We start from the raw sequence: 16,127 nt of genomic DNA on the forward strand, positions 1-16,127 counted from the left end.
TCACTCCCCCGCCGTGGCTGGGCTCGGGTGCGCGGGCGCGGTGCCCGCGGTCGCCAGGGTGGGCGCGGCGGCCCCTCGGCGCGGGCGGGCCCGGAACCCGGTGCCCTTCCGCCCAGTGCCGCGCGTCCAGGGGGTGAGCAGGTACTGGGCGATCACCAGCAGGGCGTCGGTGACGAACGCCAGCAGGACCACCAGCACGATGCCGACCACGATGGGCGCGTCGAACTGACGGCGGAACCCGTCACTGAGGATGAGCTGGCCCAGCCCGCCCAGACCCACCAGGGAGGCGACGCTGACCATGCTGATGGTGGCCACCGAGGCCACGCGCAGCCCGGCGATGATCACCGGTACCGCCACCGGCATCTCCACGGTCACCAGGCGCCGGAACGGGCCGTAGCCGATCGCGACCGCCGCCTGGCGTACGTGGTCGGGGACCTGGCGGAGCCCGTCCACGACGTTGGGCAGCAGGATCACCAGGGTGTAGAGGGACAGCGGGATGATCGCGGTCCAGTCACTGAACCCCGTGTAGGGCAGCATGAGGAAGAACAGGGCGATCGAGGGCACCGCGTAGAGCACGTTCACGCCGGTGAGCACCGGCGGGTAGACCCCGCGCCAGCGCGCGCACGCCAGCCCCAGGGGCACGGCGACGGCCAGCCCGATGAGGATGGACAGGTAGGCCAGGCGCATGTGCTCCAGGAGCCGGGGCAGGATCCCCCGGTCGGGTTCGCCCGGGTAGCTCCAGTTGGTCACGCCCCAGTCGGTGACCCGGACGGCCCACTCCCAGACGCCCACGGCCCAGTTCCCGCCGTCGGCGGCGATCACTCGGACACCGACCAGATCGCGGCGCCCAGGTCGTCCTGGGAGACCACCCCGACGACGCGGCCCTCGTCGTCCACGCCGACCGCCCGTCCCGCCGGGGAGAGCACGGCGGCGTCCAGGGCGGCACGCAGGGAGTCGGTGCCCACGTCGAAGGTGTGCCCGTAGGGGGCCAGGCCCAGTGAGCCGAGCGGCACGCCGGTGGGGGCCCGGTCGAGCTGTGCGGCGCTGACCCACCCCCGGGGCATCCGGTCGGCGTCCACCACGAGCGCCCACGGTTCGCCGTCCTCGGTGACGACGTCCTTGGCGCGTTCGACCCGGTCCTCGTCGTCGAAGACCACGTCCTCACGCGGGGAGAGCGCGCTGGCGGGGAAGAAGGAGAGGCGGCGCACACCCCGGTCGTAGCCGATGAACGACTCCACGAACGCGTCCACGGGTTCGGCCAGGAGCCGTTTCGGGGTGTCGTACTGGGCGAGTTCGCCACCGGGGCGGAAGACCGCGATCCGGTCACCGAGGCGCACCGCCTCGTCGATGTCGTGGGTGACGAAGACGATGGTCTTGTGCAGCTCCTGCTGGAGGCGGATCAGCTCGTCCTGGAGGCTGGTGCGCACGACCGGGTCGACGGCGCTGAAGGGCTCGTCCATGAGCAGGATCGGCGGGTCGGCGGCGAGGGCGCGGGCGACGCCGACCCTCTGCTGCTGTCCGCCGGAGAGCTGGTGGGGGTAGCGCTTGGCCTGGGCGGGTTCGAGGCCGACCAGCTCCATGAGTTCGGCCGCTCGCGCGCGGGCCTTGGCGCGCCGCCACCCCAGGAGCAGCGGCACCGTGGCGATGTTGTCCAGGACGGTGCGGTGCGGGAAGAGCCCCGCCTGCTGGATGACGTATCCGATGGAACGGCGCAGCTGGGCCGGGTCCTGCTCGCGGATGTCGGCGCCGTCGACGCGGATGGTTCCGGCGGTGGGTTCGACCATGCGGTTGATCATCCGCAGGGAGGTGGTCTTGCCGCTGCCGGAGGGGCCGACGAAGACCGTGGTCCCGCCGGACTCCACGGTCAGGTCCAGACTGGCGACGGCGACGGTGCCGTCCGGATAGGTCTTGGCGGCGCCCTCGAATGTGATCATCGCGGGGTCGTCTCCGTTCGGGGGCCTGTTGGGTTACCGCGGGGGGCCGCGCGGGTACACGGCCTTCCCCTGGGCTCGGGGATCAAACGGGTGGAAGCGGGCACCGTGACCGGACCGCGACCCCGGTCGGTCCCTGGGCGTGCCGGGAAGGGTACCCGAGGCCGGGAGGTGGCGGACACGACGACACGCCGCCCGAATCGAACAGGAGTATGAATCGGGGCACGTTCCGCGCTGGCCGGGCTCAGCCCCGGGCAGCGATCCATTCGGTGAGCTGGTGCAGGTCGTCCACGATCACGTCGGCCCTCCGGGCGTCGGGGGTGGCGGCGTGCCGGTACCCGTAGATGCCCCGGCGCAGCAGGGCGGTGCCCATACCTGCGCGGCGGGCGGGCAGGACGTCGTTGTCGACGCGGTCACCCACGTAGAGGATCTCCTCGGCGGTGACGCCGGGGCGGCCGCGGTCGGCCAGCTCCAGGACGCGGTCGAAGAACTCCGGCTGCGGCTTCTGCGTGCCCCACACGTCGGAGATGCCGATGCCGTCGACGCCCAGGCCCATGGCGTCCAGGGTGGGTCCGGCCTCGGGCGGCTGGTTGCCCGCGATGACCAGGGACAGCCCGGCCGCGTTCATGGCCTTGAAGGCGGGGCGGACGTCGGGGTAGAGGTCGCGCTCGTCGAAGTGCTCGCGGACGCCCTCGGGGTCCTCGGCGCGCCAGCGGGCACTCTCGGTCTCCAGGTCGAACCCGGGCACGAGCAGCCGGAAACCGTCGGTGAGCGTGCCACCGGAGGCGATCACCGCGCCGATGGTGCCGAAGAACGCCATGTGCGGGATGGCGAACCGGTCCGCCCAGCGCGCGAAGATCCGCGTCTCGTCGATGAGCGTCTCGCCGACGTCGAACACCACAGTACGAATTGCCACGGTTAGGGAGTGTACAAGGCGTGCACCGGCGCGGACCCGGGCCGTGGCGGCCGGGCCCGCGCCGAGGAGGGCTCAGGCGCCGGGCGGGCGCAGCACGGCGAAGGCGTCGGTGACCTCCAGTTCCCGAGCGCGGAAGCGGAAGAGGGCGGCGGGTCGGCCGCCGGAGCGGCCGGAGGGCACGGAGCGGCCGGTCTCCTCGATCTGCCCGCGCCGCAGCAGGACCCGGCGCAGGTTGGTGGCGGCCACGTCGTGCCCGAGGGCGGCCCGGTAGTGGGCCGACAGCTCCGACATCGTGAACTCCGGGGGAGCCAGGGCGAACCCCAGGTTGGTGTAGCTCAGCTTGGAGCGCAGCCGTCGGCGGCCGGAGCGGACGATGGAGGCGTGGTCGAAGGCCATCGGCGGCAGGTCCGCGGCGGGGTGCCAGCCGGTGTCGGCCGGAACCACCGGGTCGATGTGCGCCGGGACCAGGCCCAGGTAGGCGGTGGCCAGGGTGCGGCGCTGGGGATCACGGTGGGGGTCGCTGCGGGTCTCCAGCTGTTCCATGTGACTGACGTCGCGGACGTCGACCTTCTGGGCGAGCTGTCGGCGGATCGAGGCGCCCAGACTCTCGTCGGCGCCGAGCCGTCCGCCGGGCAGCGCCCACTCGCCCTCGCAGGGCGGCAGGGCCCGCCGCCACAACAGGACGCACAGTTCGCCCGCGCGGATCTGGAGGACGACCGCGAGGGCCTCGTGCGCCGAGAGCACAGCCGCCCCTCCCCTCCGTTCGGGGTCGGCCGTCGCGGTCGGGCCCGCGGCGGCCACCATGGCCTGTCCGTTTGCTTCCGGGATATCCACCCTGTCCCTTCCGTTCCACGCCATGTTAAGCTTCACCAGGTTTGTGCCTGACAGACAAAAACTAGGTCTTCGCACGCATCTCCCCTGGCACGGCGCCCGCACGGCGTGCCCACAGCCCCAAGGAAGTAGTAGGACATGGCATCGGTCACCGCGACGGCGGACACCATGACCAGGCAGGAGTGGGCCACCGAGGTCCGCCGCCTGGCAGAGGAGCGCGACGCTGTCATCCTCGCGCACAACTACCAGCGCCCGGAAATCCAGGACGTCGCCCACCACACCGGCGACTCCCTGGCACTGTCCCGGCTCGCCGCGAGCGTGGACGCCGGCACCATCGTCTTCTGCGGCGTGCACTTCATGGCCGAGACCGCCAAGATCCTCGCGCCGGAGAAGACCATTCTGCTGCCCGACCCCAACGCGGGGTGCTCGCTGGCGGACACCATCACCGCCGAGGACGTGCGCGCCTGGAAGGCCCAGCACCCCGGCGCGGTCGTGGTCGCCTACGTCAACACCACGGCGGCGGTCAAGGCCGAGACCGACATCTGCTGCACCTCGTCCAACGCCGCCGACGTCATCCGGTCCATCCCGGAGGACAGGGAGATCCTCTTCCTCCCGGACCAGTTCCTGGGCGCCCACGTCAAGCGGGTCACCGGCCGCGAGAACATCCACATCTGGATGGGCGAGTGCCACGTGCACGCCGGGATCGACGGCCACACCCTGCGTGAGCGGGTCGCCTCCGAGCCCGACGCCGAGGTGTACGTCCACCCCGAGTGCGGCTGCGCCACCTCCGCCCTCTACCTCGTGGGCAGCGGAGCCGTCCCCGAGGAGCGGGTCAAGGTCCTCTCCACCGGCGGGATGCTCAGCGCCGCGGAGAACACCACCGCCAAGAAGGTGCTGATCGCCACCGAGACCGGCATGCTCCACCAGCTGCGCAACGCCAACTCCACCACGGAGTTCGAGGCGGTCAACTCGCGCGCCGAGTGCCACTACATGAAGATGATCGACGCCGACAAGCTGCTGAACTCGCTCCGGCACGGCACCACCGAGATCCTGGTGGACCCCGGGACCGCCGAGCGGGCCCGCCGCTCCGTGGAGCGGATGGTCGCCATCGGACAGCCCTCACGGGGCGGCGAGTAGCCGTCGCGTCGGGCGAGGAGGCGCGCGTGCGCGTGGCGCCGCACGCGCCTGGACGGTAACAGAAGTCTCACCTTCCAGCCACAGCTGATCCATTCGCCCACACCAGACGCCTCCCCTCGCTAGCGTCACCTCAGGAGCGGGGGGAGAATCGTGACCAGAGGTAACGAAACAGGCGTACCGGAGGCGGAGACCGTCGAGGCGCTGCACGACGCGTTCGCGCAGCCGCTCTACCGGTACGCGTGGTCCCTGTTGGGCGATCCCGACCAGTACACCGACGGCGCCGACCGCCCCGACGAGGACCCGGTCACCGACGCCGTCCACGAGGCCCTCGTCGCCGGGATCGGACTGGAGTCCAGACTCAGCGACCCCGCCGACCGGGGCCCCTGGCTCTTCGCCCTCGTCCGCGCCGCCTGCCAGCGGCGCGGATTCGCGCCGACCTGCCCCTACACGCGCCTGGCCACCGTGCCCGACGAGGCCCCGGTCGCGCGGATGTTCTCGCGCCTGCCCGCCAGCCACCGCGAACTGGTCGAACTGAACCTGCGCCACGCGCTGTCCACCTCGGCCGTCTCCCGGGTCCTGGGACTGGAGCCGAGGATCTGCGGCGAACTGTCCCGCTCCGCGATCCGCCGCGCGGCGGAGGGGCTGGAGGAGCTCCCCGCGCCCGCGCCCGAACCCGACGAGGACACCCCGAGCGGCACCTGGCGCACCCAGGTGCACCAGGTCTCCTCCGCGCTGGCCCTGCTGCGTCCGCCCGGCGCCCCGCCCGGTCTACGCGACCGGGTCGTGCACACCTGCACCGCGCCCGACGCCGCCGAGGAGCGCTCCCGGATCTCCGCCGCCATGCAGCCGCTCACGGCCGACGGCTACCCGGTCCACCGCTCACGCCCGCCGGGCGCACCGGTGGTCGAGGACCCCGAAGAGAGCGGGCCCGTCGAGGTCCCGCTCCCCCGTGCCCTGCCCGGCGACCTCCTGACCACCGCCGACCACCCCGTGCGCGACGACGCGCGCTCCCCGCTGCCCTCCCCCGACCACGACCCGCTCGACGAGGTCACCGACACCGGGCGTCGGCGCTGGCCGCTGCCCGCGATCTCCGGGCTGGCCACTGTCGCGGTGGCGGTGGGGCTGTGGTGGTGGGCCAGTTCGGTGGGCGACCCCACCACCATGATCGACTCGGGCCCGGTACTGCCGGGCCAGCGTCCGGGCCTGTCCGAGGCGGAGGCGGTCTCCACCGCCTCCGACGGCAAGCCGGGGACCGAGCCGACCCCGGTCACGGTCACCGGGGACGCGGGCGCCGAGAGCCCCGGGGCGGACGCGCCGGACGACGATCCCAGCGGCGGCCCGAACGGGCCGGAGGACGAGGAGCGCGAGGGGCCGCCCGAACGCGGCGGCGGCACACCCGACGACCCGGGGGAGGCGCCGAGCGCGCCGGGTCCCCCGGCGCAGGACCCCGACCCCGGCCAGGGCGCCGACGAGGAGGATCCCCCCGGAGACGGGGGCGCGGCTCCGGGGAACGGTTCCTCCGGTCTGCTCGGCGGCCTGCTGGGGCTGTTGTTCGGGAGCGGTCAGAGCGAGGCCGACCAACCGGACGAGTAGCCCGCTCAGCCCTGGGCGGCCGGGCGCCGGATCCGCTAGAAGGAGGAGAGCAGGCGGCTCGCGGCGGTCTGGAGCCGCCCCTCGACCTCGTCGATGTCGCGGCGTCCCTTGAGGATCTCCACCAGCTCGAAGATCCAGACGCTGGTGAGCGCGCCGACCAGGACGTATCCGGTGCTGTCGCGGTCCACGTCGGTGCCGGTCTCCGCCTCGTCGTCCCGGGGCCCGTCGGTGGTGACCGCGCCCTCCAGGTTGCCGGTGGCCACCCGCCACACCAGGTCGCTGATGCGCACGTCGAGCTCGATCTTGACCTCGGCCATGATCAGGGACCGCACCAGGGCGTCGGCCAGTTCGGGCTCGCGCATGAGGCCGCGCGTGGCGCGGAGCAGGACGTCCACCGCGCGGCCGGAGGGGCTGTCGGCGGTGGGCGGTCGGCGGACGATGCCGCCCTCCAGGAGGTCGAGCTCCTCGGTGACCACGGCCACGACCAGGTCCATCTTGGAGGGGAAGTAGCGGTAGAGCGTGCCGAGGGCGACCCCCGCGCGTTCGGCGACCGAACGCATCTGCATCGCCTCCACGCCCCCGCGCACGGCCAGTGCGGCCGCGGTCTGGACGATGCGCCGACGACGTTGGGTCTGAGTCCGTGTCATCGTTCCGATCGGTGCCTGCACCGCCACAGGGTCTCTCCCATTCGTCTTCGGTCCGCGCGTCGCCGTCGTGTCCACGGCGCCGAGGTCGACCGCACCGGGTGGACTCCCCGCCCGACGACCCGGCTCACGAGAACACGTTATCCAACGAATTCCCTTGATCACAGCGCCTGGAACCCATGATCCTCGCCTCATTGCCCGACGTGGCAGAGGCAATACGAGGGCTTGACGGCAACTTTCAGGAAGGCGCCCCGACCTTTGTAGAATATGTTCTATTTTGTCGGGCCGAAATCGTCCGGGCCGCGACCGGCCCTCGGAGGCACCCACCGCCCGCACGCCCCGAAGGACGCTTCCCTAGAATCGAACCAGATTCGGTTTCCAGTGGAGAGGTCGGGCCAGGATGCGTGAGGTTCCCCCAGTGGAGGATCTGGGTGAGGGGTTGTGGAGCATCCCCGTGCCGGTCCCCCACAACCCCATCGGGTTCACCTACGTCTACGCCCTCGACACGCCCGGCGGCCCCGTCCTCGTCGACACCGGCTGGAACCACGACGACTCCTGGGACGCCCTGGTCTGCGGCCTCCGACAGGCGGGCCACCGGGTGGATGAGGTCCGGGGCGCCGTCGTGACCCACTTCCACGCCGACCACTCCGGGCTCACCGGCCGCCTACGAGAGGCCTCCGGCGCCTGGATCGCCATGCACCCCGCCGACGCCGAGGTCCTGCGCCGCCAGGAGGGGCGCACCGACGACGAACGCGCCGCCTCCGTGATCGAGCAGATGGTCCGCGCGGGCTTCCCCCAGCAGGACGTCGAGGCCTTCCGCGACTCCCCCACCGTCTTCCGGCCGCCCGCGCTCCCCGACGCCTCCCTCGACGACGGCGAGCGTGTCGACCTCCCCGGCCTGGACCTGCGCGCCGTGTGGACGCCCGGCCACACCCCCGGGCACCTGTGCCTGCACCTGGCCGGACGCGACCTCCTCTTCACCGGCGACCACGTCCTGCCGCGCATCACCCCGCACGTGGGCCAGTTCCCCCTGGACTCGGCCGAGGGCGACCCCCTCGGTGACTTCCTCGCCTCCCAGGCCCGGATCGGCCGCCTGCCCGGCGCGGACCGGCTCCTATGTCTTCCCTCACACGAGACGCGCTTCTCCGGGCTGACCGAGCGCGCCGAGGAGATCGTCGACCACCACGAGGAGCGGCTGGACCTCATGGTGCGTCTGGTCGGCCAGGGCCCCACCACCCTCTGGGAGCTCACGTCACGACTGGAGTGGCGGCGCGCCTGGGCGGACATGCGCCCCCTGGCCCGGCACATGGCCGCCTCCGAGACCGCCGCGCACCTGCGACTGCTGGAGGAGCGCGGCCGCGTCGCCCGCGAGGGACCCGCACACCTCCCCCGCTGGGCCAGCGTCACCCCGGGGACCACGCCCCGAATATGATCCCCTGTACCTGATGCCCGGCGCCGACCCCGAGTGAACTCGCGAGTAACATATGGGGGCGCGCAGCATCCCAGCAGCCGCCCACCAGTGGCTCCGGCCAGGGCCGGGACACCAACGGCGGCGACCGGGCACGCGATCCAACGAAGAGGTGGACTCTTGACCCAGTCGGGCACCAGCACGGAACCGACCCCACGGCCCTCCGGCGACCGCCCCCTGCGCGTCGCCCTCCTGTCGTACCGCAGCAAACAGCACGTGGGCGGGCAGGGAGTCTACGTCCGCCACCTGTCACGCGAACTGGCCGCGCTCGGTCACGAGGTCACCGTCTTCTCCGGGCAGCCCTACCCCGTCCTCGACGAGGGCGTCACCCTGGAGAAGCTCCCCTCCCTCGACCTCTACAACGACGTCAACCCGTTCGTCGCGCCCCCCGTGCGCGAGTGGCGCGACTGGATCGACGTCCTGGAGGTCGCCACCATGTGGACCGCCGGGTTCCCCGAACCCCTCACCTACTCCCTGCGCGCCAACCGCGAGCTCCGCCGCCGCCTCGGTGAGTTCGACGTCGTCCACGACAACCAGACCCTCGGCTGGGGCCTGCTCGGCATCAAGTCCGCCGGGCTTCCGCTGGTCACTACCATCCACCACCCCATCAGCGTGGACCGCCGGATCGAGATCGAGGAGGCCCGGGGCCTCCAGAAGCTCTCCAAGCGCCGCTGGTACGGCTTCGTGAGGATGCAGGCCCGGGTGGCCCGCCGCCTCGACCCGATCCTGGTCCCCTCCCAGTCCTCCGCCGACGACATCGCCCGCGAGTTCGGCGTCGACCCCGCCACCATGGAGGTCACCCCGCTCGGCGTGGACACCCGGTACTTCCACCCGCGCCCCGACGTCGAGCGCGTCCCCGGCCGGATCGTCTGCACCGCCAGCGCCGACAGCCCCCTCAAGGGGGTCAGTGTGCTGCTGCGCGCCGCCGCCAAACTCGCCACGGAGCGCGACGCCACCCTGAGGATCGTCAGCAAGCCGAAGCCCGGCGGTCCCACCGACCAGCTCGTCGACGAACTCGGCCTGCGTGACCGGGTGGAGTTCGTCAGCGGTATCGACGACGAGCAGCTGGGAGAACTCGTCTCCAGCGCAGAGGTCGCGGTCGTCCCCTCCTTCTACGAGGGCTTCTCCCTGCCCGCGGTGGAGGCCATGGCCTGCGGCACCCCCCTCGTGGCCAGCCACGCGGGCGCCCTGCCCGAGGTGGTCGGCACCGACGGTGACGCCGGACGCCTCATCCCCCCGGGCGACCCCGAGCTCCTGGCCGCCGAACTCGCCTCCCTGTTCGACGACGCCGCCGAACGCGAGCGCATGGGCGCCGCCGCCTGGCGCCGGGTCCAGGAGCGTTTCACCTGGAAGGCCGTGGCCGAACTGACCGCCCAGCGCTACGCCACCACCATCGACGCCGTCAAGGGGACCAGCGCCGGTACCGGAGACGACGACACCCGGCCCGCACCCGCGCGGGCCGCCCGCGCGAACGGCGCCTGACTCCACGCACGACCCGCAGCACCGTCCCTAGGGAGCCTCCACTGATCACCGTCGACTTCAACCTGTTCCCCGTCGGCCCGGGCCACCGCGTCCTCGACCTCGGCTGCGGCGGCGGCCGCCACGCCTTCGAGATCTACCGCCGCGGCGCCGACGTGGTCGCCTTCGACCAGAACGTGAGCGACCTCGCCGACGTCGAGACCATGTTCGCGGCCATGGCCCACGAAGGCGAGGCCCCCTCCTCCGCCAAGGCCGAGACGGTCAAGGGCGACGCCCTCGACATGCCCTTCGACGACGACAGCTTCGACCGCGTCGTGGCCGCCGAGATCTTCGAGCACCTGCCGCACGACACCGCCGCCATGAAGGAGCTCTACCGGGTCCTCAGGCCCGGCGGCATCGCGGCCGTCACCGTGCCCAGTTTCCTGCCCGAGCGCATCTGCTGGGCCCTCTCGGAGGAGTACCACACCAACGAGGGCGGCCACATCCGCATCTACACCCGCGCCGAACTGGAGGCCAAGCTCAAGGCCACCGGATTCGTGATCGGCCCGCACCACCACGCGCACGCCCTGCACGCTCCGTACTGGTGGATCAAGTGCGCCGTGGGTACCGACAACAACGACCACCCGGCGGCCAAGGCCTACCACGACCTCCTGGTCTGGGACATGCTCCAGGCCCCCAGGGTCACCCGCGTGGCCGAGCGGCTCCTCAACCCGGTCATCGGCAAGAGCGTCATCGTGTACGTGCGCAAGCCGCACGCCGACGCGGCCGCCTGATGGCCCCCGTACCGTCCGACCCCGGCGCCCTGCGCCTGCCCGGGGTCCTCAGCGCCGAACAGCTGTACCGGTCCGCCGACTACCTCGCCCGCACCCAGGAGGGCGACGGGGTGATCCCGTGGTTCCCGGGCGGCCACGCCGACGTGTGGGACCACGTGGAGTGCGCCATGGCGCTGACCGTCACCGGTGTGCTCGTCCCCGAGCACGCCGAGGCGGCCCGCCGCGCCTACCTGTGGTTGGACGGAAGCCGTCACCCCGACGGCGGCTGGTACGCCAAGTACCGCCAGGGCCGACCCGTGACCGCCCTGCGCGAGGCCAACCACGCCGCCTACCCGGCCGTGGGTCTCCTCCACCACCTGCTGACCACCGGCGACGCGTCCTTCGCGGAGCGGATGTGGCCCGTGGTGGAGAGCGGACTGGAGTTCGTGCTGGGCCTGCGCGGCGAGCACGGGGAGATCCTGTGGGCCCGCTCCGAGGACGGTTCCCCGGGCGACCACGCGCTGCTCACCGTGTGCGCGAGCGTGCACCACGCCCTGCGCTGCGGCGCCGCCCTGGGCGCGCGGCTGGGCCGCGAACGGCCGGACTGGTCCAAGGCGGCGGACCGGCTGGCCGAGCTGATCACCCACGACGAGGGCCTGTTCTCGGACCGTTCCCGCTTCTCGATGGACTGGTTCTACCCGATCCTCGGCGGCGTGCTGCGGGACGAGGCCGCCAAGGAGCGGATCGCGGAGCGCTGGGACACCTTCGTCATGCCCGGTCTGGGTGTGCGCTGCGTGAGCGACCAGCCCTGGGTGACGGCGGCGGAGTCCTCCGAGCTGGTCATGGCGCTGGCCGCCATGGGCGAGACCGACACGGGCGTGCGCGTCCTGCGGGACGTCCAGCACCTGCGCGACGCCGACGACGGCGTCTACTGGACCGGCTACCAGTTCGCGGAGCAGGTCCGCTGGCCGGTGGAGCGCAGCACCTGGACCTCGGCCGCGATCATCCTGGCGGTGGACGCGCTCACCCGCACCACACCGGGGTCGCGGGTCTTCCTGCACACCGGGGCCTGAACACACGAGGAGGGCCCCGTGGGGCCCTCCTTCGCGTACTATCCGGTCTCCTCGCCCCGGCCCGGCGGTATCTCGGGTATCCCCGGCTCCTCCGGTTCGCCCGGCCCCTCCGGGTTCTCCGGGAAGGTCGGAACGTCCGGGACCTCCGGCTCGGGATCGGTCGGCACCTCGGGTGTCTCCGGCCCCTCCGGGACCTCGGGCTCGCCGCCCTCCGGTGCCTCCGGCTGCTGCGGCTCCTGGGTCGCCGGGTCGGGCGCCCAGTTCTCCGTGGTGCCGCCGAACTCGGGCCCGGGGAACGAGGCGCGCTCGTAGCCCTCCATGGCGCGGTTCATGTACGACTTCCACATCTGGGCGGGCAGACCGCCACCGGAGATGTTGTGCCCCGGGATGTAGAAGCTCTCGTTGTTCCCGCTGTAGACGCCGATCGCCGTGGACAGCTGCGGGGTGTACCCGACGAACCAGGCCGCCACGCTGCCGTTGGTGGTACCGGTCTTGCCCGCCACCGGGTGGTCCCACAGCTGCGCCGCGGTACCGGTACCGGAGCTGACCGCCTGCTCCAGGGCGTAGGTGACGTCGGACGCGGTCGAGGCCTCCAGGGCTCGCTCGCCCTCGATCTCCGGCCGCTCGTTGTCACCCTCCTGGTTGACGATCTCCTTGATGACGTGCGCCTCCATGTGCACACCACCGTTGGCGAAGGTCGCGTAGCCGCTCGCCTGGTCGACCGAGCGGACGCTCGTGGCGCCCAGCGGCATGACCGGGACCAGCTGGTTGTCGTCGATGCTCCCCTCAGGCAGGCCCATGTCGTAGGCGGTCTGCCTGACCTCCTCGAACCCGACCTCCTGGGCCAGCTCCACGAAACCGAGGTTGTTGGACACCGTGGTGGCCTGGGTGAGCGTCATGACCCCACCGGGAGCGTTGCCCGCGTTCTGCACACGGGAACCGTGGATGGTCTGCGGACCGCGCCCGTCCACCGTGGAGTTGAGGCCGTACCCCTGCTCCAACGCCGTGGCCAGCACGTAGGGCTTGAACGCCGAACCCGCCTGCGCGGCGCCCAGGAACGAGCTGTCGTACTGGTTGAGGTGGTAGTCGTGCCCGCCGTAGAAGGCCAGCACCTCACCGGTCTTCGGGTCGATGGTGGTCAGGCCGATGTTGACGCCCTCGGGGAGGCTCTCCGGGTCGACCATCTCCTCCACCGACTCGTAGGCGGCGTCCATCATGTCCTTGTCGAACGTGGTGACGATCTTGAAGCCCTGGCGGTTGATGTGGTCCTCGGTGTAGCCGAGGTCCGACAGCTCGCTCATGGCCTCCTGGAGCATGTACCCCCGGTAGCCGCTGAGGTCCTCCGTGGTCTTCTCCGGCTCGGGCGCCGGGAACTCCATGGCGTCCGCCTCGGCCTGGGTGATCGCCCCGGTGGTGACCATGCCGTTGACTACGTACTGCCAGCGGTTCTCCATGTCGGGCGTGGTCTCCACGTCCGCCTGGCCGAACCGGGTCGGCTGCTGGATCGCGGCGGCCAGGAAGGCCGCCTCCTCGGCGGTGAGCTCGTCGACGTCCTTGTGGTAGTACGCCTGCGAGGCCGCCTGGACACCGTAGGACATGCGACCGAAGTAGATGGTATTGAGGTACTGCTCCATCACCCACTCCTTGTCCTCGCTCTGGTCCACCTTGATGGAGATGATGATCTCCTGGACCTTGCGGGACACGGTCTGCTCCAGGGAGACGCCCTCGTAGTAGTTGCGCACCATCTGCTGGGTGACGGTCGAGCCGCCCTGCACCTGCTCGCCGGTGATGGTGGACCACGCCGCACGCATGGTGCCGCTCAGCGAGACACCGGGCTCGGTCCAGAATCCGCGGTCCTCGGCGGAGATGACCGCCTCGACCACGTGGTCGCCGCCGGCCGTCATGTCCTCGTAGTCGATGACCTCGCGGTCCGTGCCCCGGTAGGCGAACTCCGTCTCGCCGTCCGCGAAGTAGAAGGTGGAGCCCTGCTCGACCGCGTCGGCCTTGGCGGCGTCCGGGACCTCGACGGTCACGTAGAAGAACGTGAAGACGGCGCAGGCCAGGATGAAGCCCAGGCCGGTGATGGCGAGGAACCACAGGAGGATCCGCAGCCAGAGGGGCTTCTTCGCCTTCTTCTTCTTGTTCTTGCCGGACCCGTCACCCGGGCCCCCGGCGCTGTCGGTCGGACCTTCGGGCCCGCCCGGGGTCCCGGCACCGCCGGCACCGGCCGCCGCGACACCCTCCGCACCGTCGGAGCTCCCGGAGGAGCCCTCCGACCCGGGCTGGTCCGACACGTAGTCGGACAGCCGTCGGGGCGTCGGCCACATCGCGGCGTCCTCCGCCGAGGCACCGGGGTCGGTGCCCTCGCCGGATCCGCTTTCGGCGGGAGTGGCCTCGGTCGGGCCCTCGGCACCGTCGCCTCCGGTGGCGTTCCCCTCCGGCGGAGCGGCGGCGAAGGCCACCGCCCCTGCGGCGGGTGCGGGCATGGCCTCGGTCCGGGCCTCCTCGTCGGAGCCCCTTCCCGTGTCAGCCTCGAGCGCGGAGTCCCCCTCAGGCTCGGACGGGGTCCCGGGGCCAGCGGCGGCCGCGGCAGCCACCGCCGGTTCGACGGTGTCCTCGGACTGGTCGGTCTCCTCAGTCCCCAGAACCGGGATCTGCTCAGTCCGGCTCTCCTCCGGCTCGGCGTCCTCGGTGGCCGCCCGCGCGGAGTCCCCGTCACTCTCCCCGGCCGTACCGGCGACAGGCGCCTCGGCGGCGGAGTCGTCGGTGACCTCTTCGGGAACCTGGGTCTCCGCCTGCTCCGACCCGTCGGCGGAGTCGTCAGCTCCACCGGCGGAGTCCGACCCCTCGGACTCGAAGCCCTGTTCAGCGAGTGTCATTGCCACGCGGTCACGAAGGAACGTGCCGCTCGTCTTGAATGCGATGGGTCCCGCGATGAACTCCGGCTCGGGTTGGCCGTTGGGCTCCGTACCCGACTCCGAAGTCTCCCCTTCGGATTGATCCTCACCACTGGTGGGTAGATCATCACCCTGGGGGGTCGCTGGACTGGACAGCTCCTCAGCAGAGGTGTCGTTCGTCTCCGGCGTGTTCGAATCGGGACGCTGTCCGTCCGTCCCGCCATCGCCGTGTGTGCTCTTGCTCAGCTCCCCGCCCCCAAGGCAAATCACGTCCGGCACCGTGCCGTCCTGGTGTTTGACGCGCGAGTGCCCCTGATCGGTTCAGTTCGATTCAGGGCTGAAGCGGTATTTCGGGGAAAATCACCATCATCGCTCCACCCTCGAAGCCACGATACCCGCACGTAACCGTGTCAAGGTCGAATCCGTAACCGCACGGTCACTTCTTACCGAAGGCTTACCCTTCGAAGACGTGTCTATGTCCGGATGTTGGCTCACTCACTTTCCTGAACCAATATTGCCATACTCAGGAACAATCACGGAGCGTGCGCATTCGACTCCAGGGACCCCCGTCACAAATGACGCCTCCTCGCCAGGCCTCAGGAGACGTGTCGGACGCGTTCCAGGACCCGCATGGAGCCCACGACGCGCACCTCCCGGAACTGCCCGGAGTCCAGCGCCCGACAGTAGATGTTGTAGGGCGGCCGACCCCCGTCCTCGGGGTTCGGGAAGACGTCGTGGATCACCAGCGCCCCGCCCATGGCCACGTGCGGCGACCAGCCCTCGTAGTCGTTCTGGGCGGCGGTCTCGCTGTGCCCGCCGTCGATGAAGAGCATGCCCAGCTCCGTGCCCCAGACCGCGGCGACATCGACGGAGGCACCGGTGACCGCGATGACCTCGTCGTCCAGGCCCGCCTTCGTGATCGTGTGCCGGAAGTGCGGAAGGGTGTCGAACCTCCCGGTGACGGGGTCGATCAGGGAGCTGTCGTGGTACTCCCAGCCCTCCTGGTGCTCCTCAGAACCCCGGTGGTGGTCCACGGTGATGACCTTCGCCCCGCCCACACGGGCGGCGGCACCGAGGAACACGGTGGACTTGCCGCAGTAGGTGCCGATCTCCACGACGGGGCCGCGATCCGCGTACTCCAGGGCGGCCTCGAAGAGGGCCGTCCCCTCGTCAGTGGGCATGAAACCGGTCGCCGCCTCAGCGGCCGCCAGCAGGTCCTCGGGGATTGTCTTCGTCATGGGGAAATTCTCCCATCGCGGGAAAACGGCACCGCCAGCACCCCGGACGATCGCCTTGTCGGAGGTTGTCCGCAGGCCCACAAACCCGCCATGGCCACCCCCCACCCACACAGGCCTGCCCAGCACCATTTTCACAAACGCACAAACCAGGGCAACAAAAAAGAGAAG

The 16,127-nt window shown here is 71.3% G+C and carries 13 protein-coding genes; 6 read left to right on the forward strand and 7 right to left on the reverse strand.

From position 1 onward, the window contains the following. From AC0VYL_RS21825 to AC0VYL_RS21840, 4 genes are all read right to left on the reverse strand, one after another. Entirely contained in the window at nucleotides 1-822 is an 822-nt protein-coding gene (locus AC0VYL_RS21825; RefSeq protein WP_475455480.1) for an ABC transporter permease, read from the reverse strand. Then, nucleotides 819-1,934, reverse strand: coding sequence for an ABC transporter ATP-binding protein (locus AC0VYL_RS21830; protein ID WP_475481359.1), 1,116 nt, complete (start codon nucleotides 1,932-1,934; stop codon nucleotides 819-821). The genes AC0VYL_RS21825 and AC0VYL_RS21830 overlap by 4 nt, the downstream gene beginning before the upstream one ends. Before the next feature lie 241 nt (nucleotides 1,935-2,175). Further along, nucleotides 2,176-2,832 (reverse strand): HAD family hydrolase, encoded by a 657-nt coding sequence (locus tag AC0VYL_RS21835; protein WP_475483559.1) that lies wholly within the window; start codon nucleotides 2,830-2,832, stop codon nucleotides 2,176-2,178. Nucleotides 2,833-2,919: 87 nt separating this feature from the next. After that, the gene (locus AC0VYL_RS21840) at nucleotides 2,920-3,681 is read right to left on the reverse strand and encodes an NUDIX hydrolase (protein WP_475455484.1); all 762 of its coding nucleotides are present in this window, start codon (nucleotides 3,679-3,681) and stop codon (nucleotides 2,920-2,922) included. Between the two features lie 135 nt (nucleotides 3,682-3,816). Between AC0VYL_RS21840 and nadA the strand changes: the two genes are divergently transcribed. After that, nucleotides 3,817-4,815: a quinolinate synthase NadA gene (nadA, locus tag AC0VYL_RS21845; protein ID WP_475455486.1), complete on the forward strand. Its 999-nt coding sequence runs from the start codon at nucleotides 3,817-3,819 to the stop codon at nucleotides 4,813-4,815. Nucleotides 4,816-4,965: 150 nt separating this feature from the next. Next, nucleotides 4,966-6,408: an RNA polymerase sigma factor gene (locus AC0VYL_RS21850; RefSeq protein ID WP_475481360.1), complete on the forward strand. Its 1,443-nt coding sequence runs from the start codon at nucleotides 4,966-4,968 to the stop codon at nucleotides 6,406-6,408. A 35-nt stretch (nucleotides 6,409-6,443) separates the two neighbouring features. Here AC0VYL_RS21850 and AC0VYL_RS21855 read toward each other — a convergent pair whose 3' ends face one another. After that, complete coding sequence (locus AC0VYL_RS21855) at nucleotides 6,444-7,082, reverse strand: TetR family transcriptional regulator (protein WP_475455489.1); 639 nt, start codon at nucleotides 7,080-7,082, stop codon at nucleotides 6,444-6,446. Nucleotides 7,083-7,452: 370 nt separating this feature from the next. Here AC0VYL_RS21855 and AC0VYL_RS21860 point away from each other — a divergent pair, with 370 nt between their 5' ends. The 4 genes from AC0VYL_RS21860 to AC0VYL_RS21875 all read left to right on the forward strand — a co-directional run bounded on the left by AC0VYL_RS21860 (nucleotide 7,453) and on the right by AC0VYL_RS21875 (nucleotide 11,824). Further along, on the forward strand, nucleotides 7,453-8,484 hold the full coding sequence (locus tag AC0VYL_RS21860) for an MBL fold metallo-hydrolase (RefSeq protein ID WP_475481361.1): 1,032 nt from the start codon (nucleotides 7,453-7,455) through the stop codon (nucleotides 8,482-8,484). A gap of 156 nt (nucleotides 8,485-8,640) precedes the next feature. Continuing rightward, nucleotides 8,641-10,002 carry a glycosyltransferase family 4 protein gene (locus tag AC0VYL_RS21865; RefSeq protein WP_475481362.1) on the forward strand — a complete coding sequence of 454 codons (1,362 nt, stop codon included), beginning with the start codon at nucleotides 8,641-8,643 and terminating at the stop codon, nucleotides 10,000-10,002. A 41-nt stretch (nucleotides 10,003-10,043) separates the two neighbouring features. Further along, complete coding sequence (locus AC0VYL_RS21870; protein ID WP_475463179.1) at nucleotides 10,044-10,772, forward strand: class I SAM-dependent methyltransferase; 729 nt, start codon at nucleotides 10,044-10,046, stop codon at nucleotides 10,770-10,772. Continuing rightward, nucleotides 10,772-11,824, forward strand: coding sequence for a prenyltransferase/squalene oxidase repeat-containing protein (locus tag AC0VYL_RS21875; protein WP_475481363.1), 1,053 nt, complete (start codon nucleotides 10,772-10,774; stop codon nucleotides 11,822-11,824). Before AC0VYL_RS21870 ends, AC0VYL_RS21875 begins: the two co-directional genes overlap by 1 nt. A gap of 38 nt (nucleotides 11,825-11,862) precedes the next feature. Here the strand turns inward: AC0VYL_RS21875 and AC0VYL_RS21880 are convergent, their stop codons facing one another. Further along, on the reverse strand, nucleotides 11,863-14,709 hold the full coding sequence (locus AC0VYL_RS21880; RefSeq protein WP_475481364.1) for a transglycosylase domain-containing protein: 2,847 nt from the start codon (nucleotides 14,707-14,709) through the stop codon (nucleotides 11,863-11,865). Between the two features lie 608 nt (nucleotides 14,710-15,317). Continuing rightward, complete coding sequence (locus AC0VYL_RS21885) at nucleotides 15,318-15,959, reverse strand: class I SAM-dependent methyltransferase (RefSeq protein WP_475481365.1); 642 nt, start codon at nucleotides 15,957-15,959, stop codon at nucleotides 15,318-15,320. Nucleotides 15,960-16,127: the final 168 nt, after the last annotated feature.

This window comes from Nocardiopsis sp. iso_238 (assembly GCF_056173325.1).